Source organism: Microvirga sp. Mcv34, assembly GCF_024519725.1.
Classification (GTDB): Bacteria; Pseudomonadota; Alphaproteobacteria; order Rhizobiales; family Beijerinckiaceae; genus Microvirga.
Genome location: NZ_JALJRK010000070.1, coordinates 1 through 23,698 on the forward strand (window position 1 = coordinate 1; position 23,698 = coordinate 23,698).

Here is a 23,698-nt window from a genome sequence, read left to right on the forward strand (position 1 = left end):
GAATGCTGTCCGGCTTCAAATCGGAATACCTGTCCGGATTGCGTCGGAATCCGCAGTCTGCATCTCTGTGGACGTGGATCGACGCCAGGGGGATTGCAAAAGGCTCAATCCACGATGTGCAGAATGCGCTCCCTGCAGAACTGCTACCTTCACCCAGGTTAAACGGGGCCGCAGATTTTGGCCCACTCGACGTGCAAGTTATCGCCAGTATTGGCATTGGCCACAGGGGGCCTGAACAAGGCCGTTAGACTAGGTGTTTACAGAAGTCAGGCTGTCTCACGGAAACTCAACTTCCGAATACGCTCAAAAGACACAATATCCGATTCCTTAAAGGCAATTCTGCGAATTACCGCCGGGTGTTGGTGGATTCTAATCTGAAGTGCGAATGCTGTTACAAGTACAAGGACCACATTCGCACGGAGGCTGCATGACCCTGCCCTATACTCCTTGGCAGAGCGTCGCGAGATTTACCGCCTGCGCTCGGCTCAGATCCCCGTGGCTGTCATCGCTCAGCGCCTGGGCCGCCATCCCTCAACGATCTACCGCGAGATCTCCCGCAACTGGATGCATGATGAGGAACCGCTCTATCGAGGCTACTTTCATGTGGCGGCCGACATGCAGGCTCGTGCCCGGCGTCAGCGCTTGGGCAAGCTCTCCCGCCAGCCCGCTCTGGCCGTCCATGTGATCGACTGCCTCAAGGCGGCTTGGTCGCCGGAACAGATCGCCGGCCGTTTGCGGGTATCAGGCGCACCCGAGCGCATCTCGCATGAGACGATCTACCGGTTTGTCTATGGTCCCCAGGGGCAGCATCTCGGGCTGTACAAGGAACTGCCCATGGCACGGCGCCGACGGCGAACCCGCTACCAGCGCAAGCCGCGCGGTCTCTTCATTCCGGCATGCAACACCATCGAGCAGCGTCCACCGGAGATCGCAACTCGCACCAGCTTCGGCCACTGGGAGGGCGACCTGATGATGTTCCGCAGGGAATTGGGCCAGCACAACCTGACCTCGCTGGTGGAGCGTCAGAGCCGCTACACGATCCTCACCCGCAATCGCGACCGCAACTCAGCGGGTGTCATGCTTGGCATGATCGAGAAGCTGCAAGCCCTGCCCGCTCCGGCCCGGCAGTCGGTCACCTTTGATCGAGGTACGGAGTTCTCCTCCTACCGTCTGCTCAAGCACAAGCTCGGCATCGACAGCTACTTCTGCAAGCCGCAAGCGCCCTGGCAGAAGGGCACGGTCGAGAACACCAATGGCCGGGTGCGGCGCTTCCTGTCACGAGATACGAATATTGCCGTTCTTTCCGAGGAGACGCTGCTCGATCTCTGTGAACGACTCAATGAGACGCCACGCAAGTGTCTGGGCTACCGCACGCCGGCCGAGGTTCTCATGAGTTCTCTGGATCCGGGCTTGCAGGGGCTGAGCAACCCTGACCAGCGCAGCCCCGGCAAGCCCTGGGTGAGAGGATACCCCTAACGATCAGCCCTCGCACTTCGGCTTGATTCCACAGTTGCAATCGGCGTTATTGAACGCACCTGGCCCACTGGGCTTCACTGCATCCGCCCGATCACGTCCGCGAAGGGAACCCGCAGCACGGTTTGGCCAGTCTCATCAACAATCTCGATTGCCATGCCAATTCGGGCTTCAGGCCAATCGAGCCAGACTTCCCCAATCACCCGTTTAGCCTCCGCTTGGGCGGCCCCAAGGTCCGGAAAGTCATCGCCCTCTGGGTCTGGCTCAAGTTCATGGCCGGTGTGAATGTGAAGGTAATAACGCGGCATGGATACGCTGGCCCTTGGGGCAATGACTACTAAGCCAAGAGGCTCGCTCACCGTTCCGTACATGGGCTTATCGGAAATTTGTGGCGTTTATTCCTCTGTTGCGCGAGGGACCTGATCGGGGGCAGTTTCTCGGACCCTGCGCTCTTCCTCCTCCGCCAGCGCCTCCAAATGTATGGCGGTCTCAAGAAGCTGACGACGGGCGTCATTAATCGAGATCTGACGGGCGAGCTTCCGGACCTCCTGAGCCTGCCGCCGATACTCGGCGGCCTTATCGTAGCGAGGAGAATACAAGGCCGCTCCTGGTGGCAAAGCAATAAGATTATCAACGCACCTTAAAAGCCTAACGTTCGACACCTCATCAGGCGTAGAATGGCTCCATCACCAGTCGTTCCGAACCCGTAGGCTCTGGTTGACTGAGAGAGACGCGCGCTCCCGCCTACAAGGCCAGGGAGTGCTGCCATGGTCAACATCCAGCAGGAACGTGAATATCTGATCCTAGCAGATCGCCATCTCGCTGAGGGCAAACGGCGGATCGCCGAGCAGATCGTCCTGATCCAGAACCTGACCCGGTGCGGCCATGATACGACGGAAGCCAAGAAGCTGCTTCAGAACTTCGAGGACACCCTTGAGATCTGGCACACCCATCGAGGGCTGATCCTAGACGCAATCGCCCGAGGCTAGCCGCTTGTCAGAAATGTGCTCACGCGCTCAGGTCTTGGGCTTGCGCCGGATTGCCTCGTTCTCCCCAGGCCGGGCAGTGCTGGTGTCGATTTCCAGAACCTCGGCAACGCGCTGCTTGCCACGATCGTGCTCGACTCTGACCCGCACCGTGGTTCCACGCGGAAGCCAGACATAGCCGGCCTCCTTGAGCACTGACATGTGCAGGAAGGCGTCGCCCTGGCCTCTCTCCAGCGCCACGAACCCAACTGTTTGGTTTGGTCGAACCAGGCAACCGTCCCTGTTACCGTCATGCATGATCTCCGCGAGCGGCAACATCAGCACAGCTTGCTCGGTTTCACCATCCGTGGAGGCTCATACGTCCTGAATGCAATTCCGTTCCATACGGGATTATCGGAAATTCTGGCTTGATGAGTCCCCTTCGTGAGCTGATGCCTGAGCGAGTTCTTCCCGAGTTAGCCGAGCCATTTTGACTCCAATGCCAGGGAGCCGTTCGAGCTGATCTGCCACTGCTCTAAGCTGGTCGATGGTTGTTATGCCTTCGTCCCTCAAGGTGTCCCAAACTCTGAGAGGGAGATGGAGGCCTCTAATTGGACCTCCCCAACGGTCGCTGAAGTGGTTGGGCATCTGCACTGCTCCCAAGGTTGACCTTGTCGTCTTGGCTCGGGGATGCAGCTCCCGAGTCTTGGGCGAGCGCGGAGAAGTAAAGCTTAATCCATGTTAATATTAGGGCGTTGTGCGGGAACACATTCAAACAGCTCGGCTTCTAAGCTGTTGTCAAAAACGGCCTTGAGCGCAACCGTGACTGTAGCTGCCATATACAGATGTCAGTGCCCTGCCATTTAGAGATGTCAGCCTTGGGATCGTCCCCACGATCCACGAGGCGGCTGGGCAATGACGGTCATTTGTATGAGCCAGGCAGAATTGAACCGGTTAACGGTGGTGATGGATTTCGCTGAAGGCCGCCTCACCGCTCGTCAGGCAGCGCAGATGCTGCGCCTGACCGAGCGCCAGGCATGGCGGCTCCTGAGGCGGTTCCGACAGGACGGTGTGCCGGGTCTTGTGTCGCGCAAGCGTGGTCGCCCCAGCAACCGGCGCCATCATCCGGCCCTGCGACAGACGGTCGTGGCTTTGGTGCGGACGCACTATCCGGATTTCGGCCCGACCCTTGCTTGTGAGAAGCTGGCCGAGCGCCACGATCTGCATGTCGGGCGTGAGACCCTGCGCAAATGGATGATGGCGGCCGGGCTCTGGAAGGAGGAGCGCACGGTCACTCACAACCTGACGCTTCAGTACGACAAGGTGCTGTTCATTCTCGAGCCGAACGAGATCACCCGTCCCCTCGCCCGCCAGCGGGTCACAGTGTTTGATTACCCTGATGGACGACTGGCCATCCGCCACAAGGGCCTTGATCTGCCCTTCCGCACCTACGACAAGCTGCGGCGGGTCACCCAGGCGGCGATTGTTGAGAACAAGCGGTTGAGTACGGCGCTGGCCTATGTGGCGCAAATCCAGCAGGAGCGGGATGAGAAGCGTTCCTCCAAGGCCCCGCGGCGGCGTGGCCAAGGTGATGGGCACATGTTTAAGGCCCATTAGCTGACAGCTGATGCCGCTTTGCCCGGCCAGAATTTGATGGCATTTTTCCAGATCCGCCGATCGGGTTCATTGCAATATCTGGAATGGGATCTGATCCTTTCCCAGCAACCCTGGCCAGCTGGGCAAGGATCAGATCCCAGCTTGCGCCCCTTAACTCCAGCTAGACTTCACTGACGTTTCTATTTGGCACAAACAGCGACATTTCGGGGTTAGCGCAAGATGTGTTCCTGATTGAGCGCTAAGGTAGAACGAACCGGCAACGCACCGTCTTGTGCCAGCATTGGGCCTATTCAGGGGGCGCTTGGAACCGCAATCCCCACATGGCCGCTGCGCGCGATGGCGTCCTGGACAAGACCCGTTCGGAGGCCCTGCTGCGCGAACTCCTCAAGGCAGGCCAACGCGGCGGGCCGACCCTTCTGAAGGGAGATGGCTACAGGTTGGGACGCGAAGTTCTCGTTCAGACTGCGGTAGCCGGGCAGCAGCTTGAGACGGCCGGGCACGTTCCAGCGCGCAAGTGCCATCACGTCGGCATTCCCCGATCGCACGAGTTCGATGGACGCTTGCTCGTTCTCCGCCCGGATCAGTTCAGCGGACCGTATGGTGTTGGTCAGGTAGAGGTCGGTCGGGTTGTTCCTAACCACCGCAATGCGCGTGCCGGGCCGATCGGCATCAGCCGCGACGCGAATGTCCGACCCGGTCGGGACAAGGTAGGTCGCCTCGTCCAGCATGACGGTGGGCGAGTAGTCGAACAGCGTACGGCGCTCCGGCGTGACGACGCTGATCGCCATATCCCACTCCCCTGCACGGCCCTTCTCGATCAAGCTGGAAAGGTTGGGGTGGGGCAGTGGCGTCAGTGCGAGACCGAGCTGTTCGGCGAGAGCAGTCCCGAGTTCGATCGCGAGCCCCTGAAGCCGCCCGCTTCCCGGATCACGGGTCGCCCATAGCCCAACAAGGGCGAAGCCGAGCCGCAGCGATCCTGTCGGGGCAGCCTCCATCCGGGCCGCCGGGCTGGCGCATACCGTCAGCGGCGGGAGCTTTCCCGCGCCCTGTGCCCCCGCCGGGTCGGCCAGCGCGAGTAGGCTCGCGACGACGGAGCTTGTGAGGTACCAGAATGGACGTCGGGGTGCTCGCCGCATGGCCGCCACCTCTCGGGTCAGGTGGTCATTTGATACCATCTTCGCGCAGCGCTGTCCTTGCGATCGCCTCGCCTTCTCATTCAAGTGCCTGCCCAGGGGCAGAATGCCTTTCCTGTCAGGTGCCCATTCCGCAGTTTGACACTATATTCCATTGTGTCCTGTTGTTGGAAATCCGGGGTCCATTGGGGAACCCGCACCCGATCTCATGATTTGGGCGACTATGTTTGAGGTGCATCCCGAACTCGCCCAGCTTGAAAAGAACATCGCCGATACCCAGCGGCTCGTCTCCCGGCAGATCGCCCGGATCGAGCGGATGACCGAGCAGGGGGCCGATGCCGAAACGGCCAAGGCCGTGCTCCAGGGCCTGGAGCAGGTCCTCGACTACTTTTACGCTCAGCGGGAACGGATCCTCGACGTCCTCACACGACAGTAGCGTCTTTTCAAAAGAGCCCGACCGCTTTCGCCCAGGCCCGGCTGGAACGACAGCCCGGCAGCGCCCCGACTAGCCGAAGAGGTCCTCGGCATCGATTGGCAGGGAACGCGGTCATCACTCCTGTGCGTTGGGCTCTGGCTTGGAACCCTTGGGATGCGCTTTACGCTCCTCTGCCTCGGCGAGCCGTTCGAGGCGTTCGGCCGACTCGAGGAGTTGTTCGCGGGCCTCGGTGATTGAGATCCTCTGGGCGATGGATCGGATCTCCTGCGCCTGCCGGCGGTACTCGGCTGCCTGGTCATGACCGAGAGGATTCACGGCTTACCGCCTCCAACGCAGCCCGAGATGATGCCCACAGCCAAGGGAAACGCCGACCGATCGGGAGCTCTCATCAACAGCCCCGATCAGCCGGCGCCGGGCCTCGCGATCAAGGCGGTCCAGCGGACCAGGCCATGAGAGGCCGCTGACACCAGCTTACCTCGGCAAGCCGCCGCGTCGAAGCTCTCCTTTGGCTATGGCTCCGGATGCACAGGTCAGCTTTGCCTCTTCCGGGGTAATGCCCTAGATCGGCTCCATGCCTGCCCTGACGTCCGGTCCTGCCCTGTTCATCCAGCCGCACTACGATGACGTGCCGCTCTCCTGCGGCGGCACGGTGGCGCTGCTCGCAAGGAACGGACATGAGCCGCACATGGTGACGGTGTTTGCCAGCGAGCTGCTGCCGCAGATGGTGGGCGAGTTCGCCGCCTGGAAGCACGAGCGCTGGAGGCTCACCGATCCCGATCAGGTGCTCGAGGCCAGACGGGCCGAGGATGCGGCAGCCGCCCGCACCTTGGGCTGTGACGTACGCTGGCTCGGGCTGCCCGATGCCATCTACCGCGACCGCTACACCTCGGACCACGAGCTGTTCGGACCCTTGCCGGCTGAGGAGCGGGAGCTGGCCTCGCATCTGGCCGAGGAGATCCGCCACCTGCCGGAGTGGCGCGAGAACAACCGCGTGTTCGTGCCGCTGGGCATCGGCTCGCATGTGGATCACCAGCTCGTGTTCGAGGCCGGCCGCTGCCTCGCCTACCAAGGAGTGGAGGTTTATGCCTACGAGGACTGCCCCTATGCCATCCATACGCCCGAGGGACGCCGCACCCGGCTGGCTGCCCTCAGCGGCAGGGTGGGCGATCCGGTGCTGGTGCCGATCGGAGAGACCCTGGAGCAGCGGCTCGAGGCGATTGCCTGCTATGCCAGCCAGGTGCCGGTGATCTTCCGCTTCACCCAGGACTTTCGCGGGGCGGTGACAGGCTTCGCACAGGAAGTAGGCGGGGAACTCGGCCCGGCCGAGCGCTTCTGGCCCGTGACAGCCAGAGACGGCGAAGGCCCCGAGAGGTAACCCGGGGCCTTGCCTGTGAGAGAGCGACGGGCAGCGTCAGGAGTCCGAGCGCCGTGCTCAATCGCCACAGACCTTGATCGTGCGAGGTTGAACCGCTCGTCAAAAACAGCCTTCCGCGAAATTCTGCTCGTACACCCAGAATGTCGCCTCCTGGCATATCCGAGACATTGCCGATAGGTCACCTTCTGGCAGCCAAGCCGAAGTTGCCGCGTAAAGGTGCAGTCCGGGACATGAGCCTCACGACAGGGCCGTCGCCGGTGCCGCGAGGTCGACGAGTCCCTGCACCAGCATGACGGCGCCAAGCACGCCCACGAGGCTGGCCGAAGCCAGCGGCAGGCGCCTGAGCAGGCGATCGGAAAAGTTGATCCGCTTCGAGGCGTGCTGAAGCCCCCCGATGCCGTGGGTGACGACCTTGCGGCAGTGGTCCTCGTTGGCGGTGATGCCCTTAATGCAGCGCTCGGCCAGCGCCGTCATAGCACGCGTCATGATGCGCATGGACTGGAGAATGTTGAGAGCGATCACCGGCTCGAAAGCATTGAGTTGCAACTGGCCGGCTTCAGCCGCAAATGTCACCGTCAGATCGTTGCCGATGACCTGATAAGCCACTTGGTTGACCACCTCCGGAATCACCGGATTGACCTTGCCAGGCATGATGGAAGAGCCCGGCTGTACCGGCGGCAGGTTGATTTCCCCCAATCCCGCCCGCGGGCCGCTAGAGAGGAGGCGCAGATCGTTGCAGATCTTGGAAACCTTCACCGCGATGCGCTTCAGCCCCCCGAAAAGGTGACGAACGCGCCCGTATCCGACGTGGCTTCGATGAGGTCTGCCGCCAGCACCAGGTCTTCGCCGCTGATCTCGGAAAGTTCGGAAACTACAAGTGCCGCGTAGCCCGGATCCGTATTGATGCCGGTGCCGATGGCGGTCGCTCCTAGATTAACCTCGCGCAACAATCTCACCAGTTCGTGGGTGCGCTCGATGTCCTCACTGATGGTGGTCGCGAAGGCCCGAAATTCCTGGCCGAGCGTCATGGGAACGGCGTCCTGCAGCTGGGTTCGTCCCATCTTGATGATGTGCGCAAACTCTACGCCCTTGGCGCGTAGGGCGGCGCAGAGGTTTTCCATGGCCCGGGTGAGGTCGCTGTAGCTCAAGATGAGACTCAGCCGGATGGCGGTCGGATAGACGTCGTTGGTGGATTGCGACAGGTTAACATGGTTGTTGGGGTGAAGGTGTTCGTACTGCCCCTTCTCGTATCCCATAAGCTCCAGCGCGCGATTGGCGATCACCTCATTGGTGTTCATGTTGGTCGAGGTGCCGGCACCACCCTGGATCATGTCAACGACCAACTGATCATGCCATCGTCCGGCGATCACCTCGTCGCAGGCCGCCGAGATCCCATCTCCAATCTCTTCGGGAGAAGGCCGAGCTTGCGGTTAGCGCGAGCGGCTGCCTTCTTCACCATCGCCAGCGCATGCACGAAGTTCGGGAAATGGGATAGTGGTGTGCCGGTGATCTGGAAATTGTCCAGAGCGCGGGCCGTCTGCACGCCGTAATAGGCGTCAGCAGGAACCGCCAGATCACCCAGTAGGTCGTGCTCGACACGCATAGAGCCACGACTGGTCTCGAGGAGCATGGGACTCGTCGGAATCACAGGATCACCGAGGTCTTTCGTCGTTCAGCCAGTGGTATGGCTCGCCAGGGCATAGACTGCGGGTGTCCGCGCGGCCTCAGGAGCCCATGGGCGCCCAAGCGACATTTGGGTCACGGTGTCGTAGACCGGCAGGCCGCATAGGGAGACAAAGTGGGCAAAATCGCCCTCCGTCTGTCCCGTGTCGATGCGCAGGAAGGTTCCCGCGTGAGCCGCCACTAGAGGACGAACCGCCGCGATCGCGTCCTCGTCCGTCGCCGCGATGACCGGTCCCACCACGAATCCGCGTCCGAAGGGGCGGCATAGAGCGACAGCCTCCGGTTTTCCTTCGCGGCAGAGCACTGTGCCGCGCGACCGCGTCACCAACGAAGCAAGGAGGCTTGCCCGGTCGGCGCCCCTGGCGCGCCGGTCCAGCTCGCAGAGAGCGGCGAAGTCGGAAGGTTGCAGATCTCTCACCTCGGCACCGGTGGGAGGCGCCACGTCTGGAGGCATCATCGCCTCCCCCTGGCACTGGTGAACAATCCTTTCGTCCACAAAACCGAGCGACAGATAGAGGCGGTGCGCGGCCTGCGTCGCGTGAAGGCCGATCGAGCGTCCTTCGGTACGTGCCAGGACATGGCGCATCAGCCATAGCCCGCCACCGTTGGCCTGTAACCGGGGCGGGGTGATAACCATGCCGACGGTGGCGAAATCATCGCCAAACGGGAACCACATGGCCGACCCACATACCCGGCCGATAGGGTCTAGCGCCACAACGCCTTGTCCCACTTCGCGCAGGAACTGCCAGTCTTCGGGCCGATGGGGCCAGCCGACGCTCAAGGACAGCACATGGAGCGCATCGAGATCCGCATCCATGATCTCGCGGAGTTGTACGGTGAAGGCATCAAGGAGAAATGTATCGTCCAGCATGATCGTACCTCTTGTCCGCAGGTCTGCCTTGTCTCAGTAGTCGACGTGTTCTACGGCATCCCTTAGCGCCGTCACGAAAGTATCGAGGTCGGATCTCAGCATGTAGACGTGAGGCGAGACGCGGAGCCCCTCCAAATGCTCGACCTTGCGGTATTTGACATGAACCTGGTGTTTCTCTCGGAGCTCTCGCTCAAGGGCTTTGGAATCCACGTGATCGATGGAAAACAGGCTTACGGCGCCGAGGTCATCGGTGTCCAACGGCGTATGCAGCCGAAAACCGGGGATTTCGTGAGCGAGGCCCACCCAGTAGCGGGTCAGCTCCTGCAACCGTGCGTGAATGGTACGAACTCCGATCTCTCTGTGGAGCTGGATCGCCGGCACGATTCCGGCCTGTATCGCTGAATTGTAGGTGCCGAGGTTCCAGTGATCGAATTTGTCGACCCCGAACGGCGACTGGTCGAAGGGCGCGAGCAGCGGCCAAGTGCGGTCGATTTGGGCTTCCTTGACGATCAGCATGCCGTTGCCGACCGGTGCGCCCAGCCACTTGTGCAGGCTTGCCACAAAGAAATCGCAACCGAGTTCACGAAAGCTGACAGGCATTTGCGCGAAGGTCTGGGCACCATCGACGACCGTGACGATGTCATGTGCGCGGGCCAAAGCGCACAATTGTTTGACGGGCAAAACCCGGCCGTTCCAGTGGAACATGTGGGTTAGCTGCATGACGCGGGTGCGCGGCGTAATCGCCGCTTCGAAGGCGGCAACGATGTCGTCGTCGCTGGCCATAAGATCGAAGCGGCAGGTCACCGCCTCAATGCCGTCCCGCTGCTGCCGCTGGAGCCAGCCCGCGCGCACGCTGGGGTAATCCCACGGTGACAACAGCACTTGGTCGCCAGGCGTGAGTGGTATGCCAAAGATGGCCGTGGACAGGCCCTCCGACGAATTGCGGTTCAGGGCGATTTCATGCGGTGCGCAGTCGACCAATTCAGCGAGCTGCTTCTTGATGTCGGGGAGTGCCGCATCCAGCTTGCTCCACATGTTGACATCGGGATTCTGGCCGATGAACAGATAAGCGTCGATGACCGCCTGCTGGACGACGAGTGGCGGCGGGCTGACGGCTGCATTGTTCAGATTCAGCAGCGGCTGCTGGGGCGGATAGGCCGCGCGGACCCGATGCCACGCCTCTTCCCCAGCATCGATGCCGGCAATCGGCCCCGGTGTCGTCCCTTGGCCGGTGCCCTGAGGCTCGATGGCGGGTAAACTCATGCTCTGCTCCTTCGCAGCGGCAAATCAGATCGACCCGACCTCCACCTTCGAGCCGTCCAGCAGGCGCGAGAGGCGGAAGGGAGTAGGATCAACACAAGGAGTATCGTTGGCAACCAGGTCGGCAGCCAGACGCCCGATCGCCGGTCCGATACCGAAGCCGTGGCCCGAACAGCCTGCAGCCAGGAAAAAGCTCTGGATCCCTTCCACGGAGGAGATGACCGGCACCGCGTCAGGGGTGCAGTCCACATAACCACCCCAGCTCTCTGCCACCTCAACACTGGCCAGGGCAGGGAAGAGCTTTTTGACGCGCTGCAGGGTTGCGGCGATCGCCTGGGACTTGGGCGAGGGGTCGAGGACGCGGATGCGCTCGAAGGGGGATGGTTCGTCCAAGCGCCATCTCCCCAGTGCTTCCGGTCCTGCGAAGAAGGACTCGCCAACGCCGATCTCCACGGCCTTCAGGCGCTTGACGAACATGGGCATGAAGGAGCGCGCGTAGCGGAGGCTCTGTGGGGTGATCTCCAGCACCGCCTTTCCGCTGATGGCCAGAGTATAACTGCCATCAATGCGGCGCGTGAGCACGCAGTCGGGCGTATAGATCGCCTCCCCCACGTTCGGGGCCGGGTGGGTGCGCAGGGTACTCTGGCGCACACTCGCCTGAGGAAAGGAAATCTTGTGAAGACGGCAGAAGGCGGACGCCCAAGCTCCGGCGGCGCACAGGACCGCGTTGGCCCGGATAAGCCCCTTCTCCGTGACAACGCCGGTCACCGCGCCGTGGGTGATGTCGAGGCCGCGTGCGGCGCAGTTCTGGTGGATCGTGGCACCATGGGCGCGCGCGCCTTCGGCGATCGTCGGTGCGGCAAGTCCCGGTTCAGCCTTGCCGTCCTCCAACGAGTGAACGCCCCCGAGCCAGCGACGCCCGGTAGCCGGCATTGCGTTCGTCGCCTCTGCGGCGCTCAGCATCCTCGTATTGACGCCGAACCGGAGCGCCGTCTCGCGCCACTTCTCCCAATCACCGAGCTGCTTGGAATCATCGGTGGCGTAGATGAGGCCGCAGCGGCGGAATCCAAGATCTCGGCCAATCTCTGCCGTGAGTTCGTCCCAGAGTCGCAGGGCGATGCCGGAGAGCGGCAGTTCGCGCGCATCGCGGTTCTGCTGTCGGCACCAGCCCCAGTTCCGGCTCGACTGTTCGCAGCCAATATACCCTTTTTCCAAAAGGGCCACCGAGTGGCCGCGCCGGGCGAGGAAATACGCGGAGGTCGCACCAACAATGCCGCCGCCAATGATGACAACATCGGCGGCTGCGGGAAGCTTCTCGTCACTCGGAATGCGCAGGATTGAGGGCGACACGGAATAAGACCTGAGATGATGACAGTTCGTTGGCTGTCAGTATCCGACACATCCGCCACAGAATGCGCCTGAGCAGGTAGTCGAATTCGGAATTTTACACCGAAGAAGGGGTGCCTTTCGGCAGTTGCTGCAGGCAGGGCAACCTTAGCATGTGCCTGTTCTTCTCGCCTCGGCATTCCATGAACACCGAGTTCAGGGAAAGGGAGGTCTGATACAGGGCGGATCGCTTTGGCGTCCACAGGGTCAACAATGATGGTCCCCGCCTTCGGGCTGGCGGAAGCCTTATCTCGTTCTTTTTGCTAGATTGCACTCCGAACTGATAAACTGAGGCATCTTCGGAACACGCCGAGGCGGATCCAGATAACGGTTTAATCGGGTTTGGGTGAAACGGCGCCTTCCCGTTTCAGGGTCGCTGACGCCGAACGAGCGGACCGCCCCGATATAACATCTTACCTTCGGCGCCTCGCTCTCTATCGCCGCTTGCCTTACACGCTGCGCAGCTAGGCGTTCGGGTTAGCTCATTTCCATGTCTGGCTCGGCAGGCGGGAACAGGCATCACTCGGCTCGATTGCTCTTGCCTATTACGTAAGTCATTGGTGCAGTTCGTCAAAGCCTCCCGAGCCGCCAACCGGCAATCACCGAATGGCCGTCATCTCGGGATGCTTCGGCTTCGTCGTTCGATAAAATCCCTAGACGAGTACACATTGAAACGCTTTTAGAAGCGGGTTCAACTTTTCTATTCATAGGGAACCTACAAATCCGTTCTGAAAAACTTTACCCAGCAACTTTGTATATATCGGCAAGGTCGCCTAAGTCCCAATTCCCTCCACTCAATACCGCGCAAACTTTTTCATCCGGCTCGACCTTTATGGAGCCGGCCAACAAAGCTCCAATGCCGATTGAGGCGGCCGGTTCAGCGATCAATTTCGCATCCTTGGCAAGGGTACGCATCCCCGCGATGATGTGCTCGTCTTCAACGAGAACGATCTCGTCCACATACTTTTCGATAATCGGATACGGGTTTTGACCTGGAACGCTTATCCTCAAGCCATCCGCAATCGTGTTCCTTAAGGGAAGCGATGTGCGCTCTTTGTTTATCCGGCTGTGAAAATACTTCGGTGTCAAGGCAGGCTCTGCCCCTATCACGCGCACCGATGGTTTCGTTTCTTTTATAGCGGTAGCGATTCCCGAGATAAGGCCCCCGCCGCCTACGGGAACAATGACCGTGTCCACATCTTCCAAATCCTGCAGTATTTCACACCCGATCGTTCCCTGGCCGGCCATAACCATGGGGTCCTCAAAAGCATGAACAGCCGCGTATTTGTTTTCCTCAGCGATTTCATACACCCGTTTCCATCTGGAAGCGGTGTCGCCATCGAAAAGAATGACCTCTGCCCCGAGGGCTTTTGTGTTTTCGATTTTGATTTTTGGCGTGGTGACCGGAAGGACCAAAATTGCTTTCACGCCCAGCATCCTGGCGGCATAAGCAAGCCCCTGGGCATGATTGCCCGACGACGTGGCAATAATGCCGTTTGCGATCTCTTCCCTTGCGAGCGAAAGGGCCTTGTTCAGGGCGCCACGAATTTTGAACGCGCCGGTAATCTGCAGGGTTTCGGGTTTGAGATATAGCTGACACCCAGCAGCTTTCTCTATTTTTTCCGCACGCAATAGCGGCGTATGCCTGATGTGGGGTTTCAACCGTTCCTGAGCTTCACGGATGTCCTGAATGGTGGGGTAGTTGCGCATAGCCATCACTCAAAGAACTGGAAGAAAGTGCCAATGTTATTATCGATTGCGTTCTGGTAGATTTTGCTAGCTGTCATATTGTCCTGTATGGCCATTCCTGTGGAATCGAAAATCGTGATTTCTTCATCACTTTCTCGTCCCGGCTTCCTTCCCAACAATATTTCGCCAATCTCTGCATGGATGTCATCTTTGGTGATGATATTTCGGTTTAGCGGGTGCCAGGTCTCGCCCTTTTCGGTGCATTGCGTGATCGAGTCGACGATGATTTTTGCGTTCCTGAAGAGCTCCGGATCCAACTCCTGTTTGCCACGTTGATCTGTGCCGATTGCAACGATGTGTGTGCCGGGCCTCACCCAATCTGCGTCCACAAGCTCCCCTCTTCCCCGGGTCGTTGTAATCAAAACATCGGCCTGCTCAACTGCTTCCTTTTTGGAGCTTGCGACTATGACAGGAATGCCGAATTCACGTTCAATATCCGTCTTGTATTTGGAAAGCGTATCCGGGGTGCGGCTCCAGGCGTGGATCTCTTCGATCTTCATGACCTCGTTGATCGCCCGAACTTGCATTCTCGCCTGACTCCCTGTCCCGATCGATGCAATTTTCTTGGCGTTTTTCCTTGCCAGTGCTTTGACGGAAACGGCTCCAGACGCCCCGGTTCTGAGACCAGTGATCAAACTTCCATCCATAACGCACGTCACCGCACCGCTCCTGGCATCAAACAGGAGAATGGTCCCCATGCCACTAGGCACCCCGTGTGCTGTAGGGTTATGAATGAACCCTCCAGAAGACGCTTTCATGGAGATCACTTCATTGGCTTTGTAGTAGCCAAGCTTAAAGTCAATCTCCCCACGAGGTGATGGGAGATGTATCCCTATATAGTCAGGTTGCTCCACCTGATCACTGTTGAAGGCTTTGTATGCCTCTTCCACCGTACCGATGACTTCCTTCATGCAGATTAATCTGCTGACTTCCCCTTTTTTAAGCAGCAGTGTTTTCATTTGCATAAGCTCTCTGTGGTTGAATGCGAGGCACACGCTCGATACCCGCAGCCGGAAGCTTGACGCTCTTCAGATAAATTCAAGAAGGCGCATGTTCGGAAGTCGAGTAGGACATATTAAGCCGGGGGACGCTAGGGAACAGCCCCTCAGTCTCCCTCCTCTATCGCTCTTCCGCCACCCCGTTTGGCCGGCTGTCTTGTCCGGTTCGCCTCCCCAGTCGCGATAGAACTGGTAAACCAGGAAGTAGCCAAGTAGCGCAGCAGCGAGCGTGCCCAGCATGTCGGTACCGGCCGCCAAGATCGACAAAAACGAGATTACGATGATCAACAGGGATTTGATGCTCATGTTCCTCGCATGTCTCCCGGAATGCATTATCTAAATCTTCGTGCAAGCAGTATTGCATCGGATACGCAGCAGAAAATGTCGGATACTCGCCAAATACATAATTTCTGATGACTTCCAGCCCCTCCTGCGAAAGCTAATGCTACGACCCTCTGGCTAACATGATGCCGCTGTCGTTTCCATGGTGCGCCGGTTCGGATCGCGGCTGCATGGGCATCGGACGCAAACTGATGAACCTGATACTGGGTGAACTCGGCGACCGCTGCACGCTGCTCAGCGCAACCGTGGCCGGGCAGCCGATCTATGAAAGCTCGGTTTCAAGGCCACCGACGCACCATTCACCAGCATTAGGGCACGATAGCTACCGTCGAGTCGGTTGCAGTGCCGGCGAGAGAAAGCATCCGCCGGGCCAAGCCGAGCGACATTGCAAGGGGTTCCGTCCGGGGTGTGGTGGACTTTTGGAGGGTGGTTTAGTCCTCGGATGTTGCAATCCACACACCGAGATTCGGACGTTGGGGAAACGCGGTTCTGCGGGGGCCACGCCATGACGCACCTTATCAGCAAGTCACATTCTATGCATCCGACCGGTTAGCCTGAAACTCGGCTTGCAAGACTGTCATCACACTGGCTTTATTGGCGGCGCTCACAATGTTTCTATCTGTTGCCTCCGCCCAGAATCGCACCGCTGTTGGCGTTGGAGCTGGCGCAGTAGCGGGTGCAGTCGTCGGCGGCGTGATCTCTGCCATAATTGAAGCAAGCACAGACCAACTGCACATGAGCGCAGAGCACGAACTAAACCTGCTATCAAGCCAACCTAAAAGTCTTAATTCCGCTCCATCAGATGGCCGACCGGTCCAGCATTGTATGGTGAGAGCCGATTACCATGACAATCAAGCACTTTGGTCATGAGCCTTTGCGGCACGGCCTGATCACAGGCGCTGTTAACGTCTCGTTAACCCTGTTGATCGACGATGACTCCAACCGGCCTTGCGGCAGTTTTTGCAGGTGCCTGATTTCCAAGCAACCTTTCCATTTCAGGGTGCGTTTTCACGCACTCCGTACAGGGTTAGTCCGTCATGAGCCGACAGCCGCTTGTTTTGCTTGTTCCCCCGGATCGACTGACCGGCTTGACGACGTCCGATCATCTCGCCGGTTATGGTGTTGAGATCATCACGGCTGGCACTGTGGAGGAGGCACGGGATCTGCTGCGCACGAACCGACGCATCAGCGTCTTGGTCATTGATACGGATCTTGGTCAGGTTGACGACAGCCTTTCCCTAGCTAAGAGCGCCCGTGTGTCCGATCCTGATCTCAAGGTGATCTACACGTCGCGAATGCCATTCAGGTTGAGGGAGACTGAGAAAGTTAGCGGGGCTCCGTGCGTGCGCACACCCTACCGCCCGCACCAACTGGTTGGCGTGATCAGTCAACTTGTTCGGCGGCATCCCGCAGAAGAGGTGGAGGCATACGCGGCCTGAGCATCAATGCAAGGGCGGGGCGGCGGCCTCTGTCTGGAACATGACAGAACCGGGAACCGGATAGGCCTTGGGGCGTCAATCCCGGCATACCTCGGACCTGGTGAATCGACCTGCATGACGCTCGCCCTTTCTGTACGCTAGCCGTTGCCTGGGCGATCTTTCACGCCGGTATGGATGTCGAGAACCGAGACTGGCCGACCAGGCAGCGCGGGCGCGTTCTGATTCACGCTCGGGCCATCGCGCGGCAGGAGGACTACAGCATCTTTCAGCAGGCGTGTCGGAACCCTGAGCACTGGTTGTGTCAGGCAATCGCACTCGGTGGTGGCCTGCCACGGAAGAGTGAGCTACCCAGAGGAGGAATCATCGGGGAAGCGGAGATCGCCGATTGCTTGATTGAGCATCCATCACCCTGGTTCCTTGGCCCGTATGGCTTCGTGCTGCGGAACGCCCGCGTGCTTCCCTTCAAGTCGCTATCCGGTGCACCCCCGCTTCTTCGAAATTGATGAGTGTTTCCCGACGGTCACCTGTGATCGGCAGGCGTGACGCTTCTACGCCAACCTCCCACTGAGGCACCAATCGTCGTTCGCTTCATTGATCAGGCAATAACGGGCTATGTGCAACCCACGCCACCTATCAGCGCAAGACGACAACCTTGGTGCCGACGTTTGTGCGATTTTTAGAGGTTAGTAACATCGGCGTTGGTCATACCGATGTACCCGGAGGAGACGGCATATCCGATTGTCTCTGGCTCGTTTGAGGGATGGATGCGGTACATCGACGAGCCGAGATACAGGGCGCGGGCTCCAAGTGGATTGCCGAGGCCACCTTTCATGTAGCGCGGTAGGTCCTGCCGTCGCCGCGGCATCGTGACCGGCGCAGGGCCACCCACCCGGTTCCCGGGATCAGCGGATTAGGATTTTGTCCGGCAATCTAGTTCCATCTCGGTCTACACCAATTGAACGACTTGGTGAGAGGTTAATGGGGAATACGACCCGCCGGCTGTCCGTTATTCTTCGTTCCAATACCGGCAAGACCTAGGAGAGCCTATGGACGAGCAGGATCTTTACATCATCCGCCCGTCTGGGGAGGGCTGGGCCGTTCACCTCGCCCACGAGACCCTTGGCCGGTTCGATGAATGGCCCCAAGCCATCGAGGCTGCGGTCGTCGTCGCTGTGGCGTCCGCCCGCCTCGGAAAGGTCTCAAGCGTTGTAATGGAGGAGGGGTACCATCTGGTTCCGACCTGGGAAGTCGGATGGAACGCATACTCGAAGCTCTCGTGAGTTCCGCCCTTTATCCCTGTGACATCCCTGTGACTTGTCGCTGCCATGCTCGTTTGGCAGAGGAGTTCTGGCCCAGACATCGGCTGCCAGACCGAGCATAAGTGCGACAGCCTCACGAACAGCTTTGTCGTTCGTGCTGACACGGGCACTCTCAAGGATCAAACCGAGGCGGCGCCGGCATGGCCATGGCAAGGCGGCCAGAGTGGTTTCAAGGTCCAGCCGCGCGACGGCAGACACGCCAGCACGCTAGGCAATCTCATCGACCTTTGTAGCAAGTACACTCAGGTGATCGGCAACACGATCGGGGGAAAGATCCGAGGCGCGCAGGGACATCGGATTGAAACATATCTCAAAGGACTTGCTCCCCAGCTGCTCCCGTGAATTTAGCGAACGGCTATGCGCGGCTTCCGTTCCCCTAAACGGCTGCGGATAAACAGAAATATTGTTGCGCGTCGAGGACCGGCACAGGGATTGCGTCAAATCTGCTCCTCGCAGTCCGAAGCCGCCGCGGAATACTCTGGTGCGGACCACCATTCAGGGAGAAGCTTCGAGAAGACGCAGCATTCCGATCAAACCTGAGCAGTATTGTCGCCACAATTGCCAATAATGGTCGAGCTGCCCTGAATTCAGCCGATCGCTTGCGAGGGTTCATGACCCCTAAAGATCGCATTGTGCTCTATGGTCGCCTTAGTTTCATCCTGGCGGCGTTTGCGATGCTCGGTGGCGTTGTGGCCGAACCGCTTCTGCGCCCGCTGTGGTCCGCACAGCTAACGGTTGCCCAACGCTAGCTCAGCCGTTGATCGCTCGTCCCTCATTGCAGAAGGTGACAGTGATGTCGCGATACACAGGGTTGGCCGGCGATGAGAGCATAAACCGGTGCTTGCCACCATCTCTTGGCCCTGAGTATCCGGTAGCGCCACCATACGCGGCCCAAATAGATATTGAGGATGCACCTTGCTCAGGCGGCGAGCGCTCGGATGCGCTCCTCCACGGCCGCGAGCTGCCGGACGTACGGTGCGCGCCGCTCGCGGTGGCGTTCCTTGAGCCTGCGGATCACGCTCTGCTTGAGCCACTCGTCAGCGGTGCTGTTCCGCACTATCGCCACCTCGGTCTCATGGACGAGGTCGAGGTCGGCCAGGGTAGCGAGGATCGATTGCAACAAGGGCTGGATGTTGGATGGGCACACGCGAGGAGCGTTCCCCATGGCCGAACGAGGAGACTGTCCAGACGTCGTGGGCATAGGCTTCCTCCGATGCCAACCGGCTTTTGCCGTGTTCTCGCTGCCAGGTGGGAGGAGACGCGATGAGCCGCACCCCCCCGCCAAAGGAGGTAGTGTTGGAGCTTGCTGGCTTGAAGCCTGTCAGGCGGCGCGCGATGGCGCCGCCTCGGAAGGCATGCCCTCCTGGATCACGCCTCGGAGGTCCTCGCGCAGCTCAGGGGTGTCCTGGTGTCCATGCACCGCCACCGCATGCTGCACGGCCGCCTCCAGCAACTCGGCCTCGGTGTCGGCGATGATGGTGATCGAGCAGTTCATCTCGCTCGGAAAGGCACGGCAATCGATGAATTTGCGTCCCATGGTGTCCTCCCGGATTGGTCGGCAACCAGCCGCGAACAGATTATAGCAGGTTAATTTTACGACCGGTTCCCTGGTGCCGCAATCGTCCCCGTAGCACAGCCGGGGACGTGACCTCCGTTACGGCGCGCTTCTCAGGCAGGGTATGCTGTCCGCATGAACCATGCTGGATATACTAATGATCCGGATCTCCCATCAATCGGAGTTCCTCGCCCATGCGGAGACCCTCGACCGCTGGGTCATAGCCCGAGAACGCGCTATCGCGGCTCTCGAGCGCAAAGCGGCGTGGCTTGCTAGCACGGGGGTGGCGGAAGAAGCGGCGCACGTGAGAGCCGCTGCCCGCCACCTGCGTCAGGCAGCCTTCCAAGAGCGTCTGCGAGCCATCCAGCTGCGCAACTCGGCAGGAAGTGGGTAGCTGGCGGCGTGTGTCCGGCAGAACGATCTATGACCAAGCAACAGCCCTTGATTACCGAGCATCAGCTCATCGAGGGCCAGTAACATGGTGCGGGCTTTCCTTCAGCGGCGCGTCTTATCTTATAACGTTAATTAGACTTTCACAGTAGCTTTTGAGCGCAAAACATTGATCAGACACATCCTTATCCGCCCTTGCGGAACGAGGATCAGTGAAATAAGTTAATCAGTATGTTTCTCACGTGTTTCACTGGACTTTGATATGGTGACCTCTCCGTCTGGCAAGTTGGCCCGAACTGTCCAAACCGACGAGTTTGAAGCTGAACTGCTGACAAAGCTGGAAAAACAGCTTGCCATGCAACTGAAGCGCCGGAGAGCAAGCAACCTCGTCCTGGCCAAGGTTCAGGTTCGACAGCCAACGAAGAAGCATCGGCTGGGTAATGCCAAGCTAGCTAAGGGAGTACGTAAGGGGGGCTTGAAGAGCCGTCTCTCCACTCCATCGGCTCTCCCGCACAGCAAAGGGCGGAGTGCCGGGAAGAAGCCGTATCTGACGGCGCATGGCCAACTATCCTATCGTGTAGCTGGCGAACTTAGTAGGCCGGAGCTGGCCAAGGCTGTTCATCAAGTGATAGACGAGATGGTCCGCGACGGCGGTAGAACGATCATTGAAGGCTTGGATCCAGCTCTGAAAGCCATCCTTGGCCCGATCAGCAGCATCGTCCAGGATATTCAAGCTAAGACCTCGGAGGAAAACATCCGCAAACTGGTCGAGGTGATGCTGCCCTCCCATGATCCAGTGGCTGCCGTCCGAGCATCGATCGACCGTGACAACGCCGAAGCGCGTGTCCGCTTCGTCCAGACCGTGCCATGCTACACGAATGCTGAACTGGCGGAGTTTGTTGGCCACGGCGCAAAAAATAAAAGCGCGACTGGCAGCCGCTGGAAAGCCGACGGAAAAGTGTTCTCGGTCACCGTAAAGGGAACAGAACGCTATCCGGCGTTTCAGTTCGGTGATGGGCGGCCGCTGCCGGTAATCGCCAAGGTCCTGGCGGCACTCCCGGAGAACCTGTCGCCATGGCAGATCGCCTTCTGGTTCGTGTCATCCAACCGCTGGCTCAATGGCAAGGCTCCCGTTGACTGCCTTGGAGACGAGGGCGCTGCTGTGCGCGCGGCTAAGGCCGAAGGGGATGCCGTCGTCGGATGACAACCGTCCCGGCTCCACCTTCACCCCTCTCGTGCAACGCTATGGTTTTGGACGCGGGCCGGACGATCCATCGCCTCCACGACCAGCGGTTTGGCGCCACAACCTTTAATCCGGGCTTCGGTGCAACACGATTTGCGCCGATTTCCTCAGGTGACGGCTCCACCATTCCGACGAGCTACGCAGGAACCTCATTCGCCTGCGCGGCCTTCGAGTCCGTGTTTCATGACATTGACCCGGTCGCTCCCTTCAAGACCGTCACGATGCGGGCCATCTCGGCTCTCATGTATTCCGAGATCCGTCTTATCCGCGACCTGCGGCTGGCCCGCCTGTTCGAGCCTGACCTCAACCGCTGGGGACACTCGCGCCGGAACCTGATTCACACCCCGTCGAGCACCTATCCGGCCACCCGGCTCTGGTCGGCGGCGATTCACGACTGCGACCACACATTGGATGGCATGATCTGGACGTCGCGGAAGTACGACCCTGAGCAGGTGCTCCTTCTGTTTGGAACCCGTGTTGCCTCCGAAGACCTAGAGGTTATTGCGTCCACCCACATTGCCTCGAGCGCCGCCTGGCTCGAAGAGATCCGCGCGCTCGGCAAGCGGGCGGATATCGTCCTCACGGTCTGACGCCAAAAGGGCCGGCTACGGGAAAGGGGCTGGAACACGATCGGCTCCCAAACCTACCATAACGTAGTGCGTAGCAAGAACGTAGGTCGGTGGCCTGACTGAAAGTCCTCTGCAATGACTGAATTCAACGTGGATCTTGATGTCCAACCCGATCCTCCAGCGACAGACGCCTGATTGAGAGGTGTACTGCTCTCTGGACCGAGCGCACAATGTGTGTGAGGACACCAACTCTAGGTTCGAGCGGTGGCATAATGGTGGGGGAGCTCAGGAGACGGGCTGTGATGCTTACAGCCGTACTTTGGCGACCGACCCTGCTTCTCCTGACAAGCGTCTGCGCAGCATAGGAATCGGGCCATGTTGCTGGAACTGGCGCTGCGGCTGACGCGTCGGGCAGAGAGCACTCCGGGGCCGTTGCCCTGCGGGGTCGACGCCGTCGCACTGGGGCTGCTCAGGCAGTTGCGTGTCGGAATCCTTAATCGGTGCGCTGTGGGCTACAAGGCCGCGGAGGAGCGGCAGCTGAGCGGGCATGTCGTGCTGTGGGATCTTCTGACACGGGCTGCGGGCGCCACCGTCGTAACAGGCGCCTCCTATTCCGACTACCGAACGCTCCAAGAAGAGGTCGGTCGGAATCGGCCAATCGTGATCGCCAAACTCGGTATAGATCTGTCGACTATCACGCTGGCGCAGACCTTGCGCGACAAAGAGATCGAAGGCGAGCCAAAGGGCAACGTGATCGCCACGGAGGACGACGACTGGACTCAGACGGCGCTGGAGTGTCTTCCCGAAGAGCTCCGCGCTTATGGAGATACTCTGCACAGCCCCAAGGTCGCTAGGTTTTACAAATGCTTCCGTGGTGTGCCGGACGAAAGCGTGTACGATCGACCCAACGGCTTTGTGTTCTCCGACCAGCCGGGGCGGGCAGTTGCCGACGACCACTACCTGACATTCCACGTGCTGCAGAAAGTGTTCGGGCTGCGACGCGGCGCGTCGGCTACTGCTCATCGGCCGGTAACGAAACGTGATGTGGGGCACCTTCCAAAGGAGAACTCTCTGCAGAACCTGCTTCTGCTGCCGACAGTCCTGAAGCTACGAATGAACTCGGATGAGTAGAGGGTGGAGATACAGAGGCGTAGCCGTATGAGCGGCCGTATCATTGTCTCAGTCAGAATGAAAATGGCTGGCATGCTTGTCTGTGCACTCCTCACCGTGGGAGTCTTGACTGAACCGTCAAAAGCCCAGTTTAGATGCCGCCATGCGCCCAGGCCAGGGGTGGACTGGTCAGGCTGTTCCAAGGAGCGTCTCATGCTGCGCAACGAAGATCTGACGGGGGCAGTCCTGAGCGGCTCTCTTCTGACCCTGAGCGACTTCTCGGGCTCGACGATGGTGGGCGCGAAGCTCAACGAGACGCAGGTCAGCCGCACCCGATTCGAAGGCGCCATCCTCTCCCGGGCTGATTTTACCAAAGCAATCGGATGGCGGGCCCATTTCGGCCAGGCCGTTCTGGAACAAGCGGTGTTTCGTTCGGCCGATATGAACCGCTCGAACTTCGTCAAGGTCCGAGCCGCCGGAGCAACGTTCAACAAAGCAGAATTGAGCCGATCGGATTTCAGTGGTGCTGATTTGGTCGGTGCCAATCTGGAGAAGGCCGAGTTGGTGCGGGTGGTATTTCAGAATACCGGGCTGGCCAACGCAAATTTCAGCTACTCCAACCTCTCGCGGGCCAATCTGAATGGAGCCCAACTCAAGGGTGTGAACCTGACGCAGTCCTACTTGTACCTGACCCGGTTGAGCGGCGCTGACTTGAGCAGTGCGGTTGGTCGTAAGCGCGCAAATCTCTGCACCTTTTCATCGCTGATGCAGTAAAGGAGTCTGTG

The 23,698-nt window shown here is 59.6% G+C and carries 24 protein-coding genes and 2 pseudogenes; 13 read left to right on the plus strand and 13 right to left on the minus strand.

Translation table 11 applies throughout. From position 1 onward, the window contains the following. Positions 1-248 (plus strand): hypothetical protein (locus OC446_RS23790; protein ID WP_262031493.1); only part of this gene is annotated, 248 nt, incomplete at its 5' end. Positions 249-423: 175 nt separating this feature from the next. Further along, a complete protein-coding gene (locus OC446_RS23795) occupies positions 424-1,476 on the plus strand; it encodes an IS30 family transposase (protein WP_262031516.1) in 1,053 nt (350 codons plus the stop codon). Positions 1,477-1,550: 74 nt separating this feature from the next. Here the strand turns inward: OC446_RS23795 and OC446_RS23800 are convergent, their stop codons facing one another. Then, complete coding sequence (locus OC446_RS23800) at positions 1,551-1,781, minus strand: DUF6894 family protein (RefSeq protein ID WP_262031494.1); 231 nt, start codon at positions 1,779-1,781, stop codon at positions 1,551-1,553. 459 nt (positions 1,782-2,240) lie between these two features. Here OC446_RS23800 and OC446_RS23805 point away from each other — a divergent pair, with 459 nt between their 5' ends. Continuing rightward, positions 2,241-2,462: a hypothetical protein gene (locus OC446_RS23805; RefSeq protein ID WP_262031495.1), complete on the plus strand. Its 222-nt coding sequence runs from the start codon at positions 2,241-2,243 to the stop codon at positions 2,460-2,462. Between the two features lie 27 nt (positions 2,463-2,489). On the opposite strand, the gene OC446_RS23810 is transcribed toward OC446_RS23805, so the two are convergent. Beyond that, positions 2,490-2,699: a hypothetical protein gene (locus tag OC446_RS23810; RefSeq protein WP_262031496.1), complete on the minus strand. Its 210-nt coding sequence runs from the start codon at positions 2,697-2,699 to the stop codon at positions 2,490-2,492. Positions 2,700-3,353: 654 nt separating this feature from the next. Between OC446_RS23810 and OC446_RS23815 the strand changes: the two genes are divergently transcribed. Further along, complete coding sequence (locus tag OC446_RS23815) at positions 3,354-4,055, plus strand: helix-turn-helix domain-containing protein (RefSeq protein WP_262031497.1); 702 nt, start codon at positions 3,354-3,356, stop codon at positions 4,053-4,055. A 290-nt stretch (positions 4,056-4,345) separates the two neighbouring features. On the opposite strand, the gene OC446_RS23820 is transcribed toward OC446_RS23815, so the two are convergent. Beyond that, positions 4,346-5,191 carry a transporter substrate-binding domain-containing protein gene (locus OC446_RS23820; protein ID WP_262031498.1) on the minus strand — a complete coding sequence of 282 codons (846 nt, stop codon included), beginning with the start codon at positions 5,189-5,191 and terminating at the stop codon, positions 4,346-4,348. A gap of 205 nt (positions 5,192-5,396) precedes the next feature. Between OC446_RS23820 and OC446_RS23825 the strand changes: the two genes are divergently transcribed. Further along, positions 5,397-5,624, plus strand: a complete 228-nt coding sequence (locus OC446_RS23825; RefSeq protein WP_262031499.1) for a hypothetical protein — start codon at positions 5,397-5,399, stop codon at positions 5,622-5,624. 114 nt (positions 5,625-5,738) lie between these two features. Here the strand turns inward: OC446_RS23825 and OC446_RS23830 are convergent, their stop codons facing one another. Beyond that, positions 5,739-5,939, minus strand: a complete 201-nt coding sequence (locus tag OC446_RS23830) for a hypothetical protein (RefSeq protein WP_262031500.1) — start codon at positions 5,937-5,939, stop codon at positions 5,739-5,741. A gap of 256 nt (positions 5,940-6,195) precedes the next feature. Here OC446_RS23830 and OC446_RS23835 point away from each other — a divergent pair, with 256 nt between their 5' ends. Beyond that, positions 6,196-6,999, plus strand: coding sequence for a PIG-L deacetylase family protein (locus OC446_RS23835; protein WP_262031501.1), 804 nt, complete (start codon positions 6,196-6,198; stop codon positions 6,997-6,999). 237 nt (positions 7,000-7,236) lie between these two features. Here the strand turns inward: OC446_RS23835 and OC446_RS23840 are convergent. The 6 genes and pseudogenes from OC446_RS23840 to OC446_RS23865 all read right to left on the minus strand — a co-directional run bounded on the left by OC446_RS23840 (position 7,237) and on the right by OC446_RS23865 (position 14,907). After that, positions 7,237-8,629, minus strand: a pseudogene (locus OC446_RS23840) (aspartate ammonia-lyase). Between the two features lie 42 nt (positions 8,630-8,671). Further along, positions 8,672-9,553 carry a GNAT family N-acetyltransferase gene (locus OC446_RS23845; RefSeq protein WP_262031502.1) on the minus strand — a complete coding sequence of 294 codons (882 nt, stop codon included), beginning with the start codon at positions 9,551-9,553 and terminating at the stop codon, positions 8,672-8,674. 33 nt (positions 9,554-9,586) lie between these two features. Further along, positions 9,587-10,816: an aminotransferase class V-fold PLP-dependent enzyme gene (locus tag OC446_RS23850; protein ID WP_262031503.1), complete on the minus strand. Its 1,230-nt coding sequence runs from the start codon at positions 10,814-10,816 to the stop codon at positions 9,587-9,589. 24 nt (positions 10,817-10,840) lie between these two features. Then, on the minus strand, positions 10,841-12,163 hold the full coding sequence (locus tag OC446_RS23855) for an NAD(P)/FAD-dependent oxidoreductase (RefSeq protein ID WP_262031504.1): 1,323 nt from the start codon (positions 12,161-12,163) through the stop codon (positions 10,841-10,843). Between the two features lie 774 nt (positions 12,164-12,937). Further along, positions 12,938-13,915 (minus strand): threonine/serine dehydratase, encoded by a 978-nt coding sequence (locus OC446_RS23860; RefSeq protein ID WP_262031505.1) that lies wholly within the window; start codon positions 13,913-13,915, stop codon positions 12,938-12,940. Further along, positions 13,915-14,907: an ornithine cyclodeaminase family protein gene (locus tag OC446_RS23865; RefSeq protein ID WP_262031506.1), complete on the minus strand. Its 993-nt coding sequence runs from the start codon at positions 14,905-14,907 to the stop codon at positions 13,915-13,917. Before OC446_RS23865 ends, OC446_RS23860 begins: the two co-directional genes overlap by 1 nt. A gap of 1,469 nt (positions 14,908-16,376) precedes the next feature. On the opposite strand from OC446_RS23865, the gene OC446_RS23870 reads away from it, so the two are divergent. Next, positions 16,377-16,727 carry a response regulator gene (locus OC446_RS23870; RefSeq protein WP_262031507.1) on the plus strand — a complete coding sequence of 117 codons (351 nt, stop codon included), beginning with the start codon at positions 16,377-16,379 and terminating at the stop codon, positions 16,725-16,727. A gap of 633 nt (positions 16,728-17,360) precedes the next feature. On the opposite strand, the pseudogene OC446_RS23875 reads toward OC446_RS23870, so the two are convergent. After that, positions 17,361-17,601: pseudogene (locus OC446_RS23875) on the minus strand (L,D-transpeptidase); the annotation flags it as partial. A 172-nt stretch (positions 17,602-17,773) separates the two neighbouring features. Here OC446_RS23875 and OC446_RS23880 point away from each other — a divergent pair. Next, positions 17,774-18,007 (plus strand): hypothetical protein, encoded by a 234-nt coding sequence (locus tag OC446_RS23880; protein WP_262031508.1) that lies wholly within the window; start codon positions 17,774-17,776, stop codon positions 18,005-18,007. Between the two features lie 958 nt (positions 18,008-18,965). On the opposite strand, the gene OC446_RS23885 is transcribed toward OC446_RS23880, so the two are convergent. Further along, positions 18,966-19,247: a hypothetical protein gene (locus OC446_RS23885; RefSeq protein ID WP_262031509.1), complete on the minus strand. Its 282-nt coding sequence runs from the start codon at positions 19,245-19,247 to the stop codon at positions 18,966-18,968. A 120-nt stretch (positions 19,248-19,367) separates the two neighbouring features. Continuing rightward, positions 19,368-19,583, minus strand: coding sequence for a DUF1059 domain-containing protein (locus tag OC446_RS23890; protein ID WP_262031510.1), 216 nt, complete (start codon positions 19,581-19,583; stop codon positions 19,368-19,370). A 175-nt stretch (positions 19,584-19,758) separates the two neighbouring features. Here OC446_RS23890 and OC446_RS23895 point away from each other — a divergent pair, with 175 nt between their 5' ends. From OC446_RS23895 to OC446_RS23915, 5 genes are all read left to right on the plus strand, one after another. After that, positions 19,759-19,995, plus strand: a complete 237-nt coding sequence (locus tag OC446_RS23895; RefSeq protein WP_262031511.1) for a hypothetical protein — start codon at positions 19,759-19,761, stop codon at positions 19,993-19,995. Positions 19,996-20,253: 258 nt separating this feature from the next. Further along, on the plus strand, positions 20,254-21,195 hold the full coding sequence (locus tag OC446_RS23900) for a hypothetical protein (RefSeq protein ID WP_262031512.1): 942 nt from the start codon (positions 20,254-20,256) through the stop codon (positions 21,193-21,195). Positions 21,196-21,236: 41 nt separating this feature from the next. Next, on the plus strand, positions 21,237-21,824 hold the full coding sequence (locus OC446_RS23905; protein ID WP_262031513.1) for an RES family NAD+ phosphorylase: 588 nt from the start codon (positions 21,237-21,239) through the stop codon (positions 21,822-21,824). Between the two features lie 354 nt (positions 21,825-22,178). Continuing rightward, a complete protein-coding gene (locus OC446_RS23910; protein WP_262031514.1) occupies positions 22,179-22,934 on the plus strand; it encodes a hypothetical protein in 756 nt (251 codons plus the stop codon). Between the two features lie 192 nt (positions 22,935-23,126). Further along, a complete protein-coding gene (locus tag OC446_RS23915; RefSeq protein ID WP_262031515.1) occupies positions 23,127-23,687 on the plus strand; it encodes a pentapeptide repeat-containing protein in 561 nt (186 codons plus the stop codon). Positions 23,688-23,698: the final 11 nt, after the last annotated feature.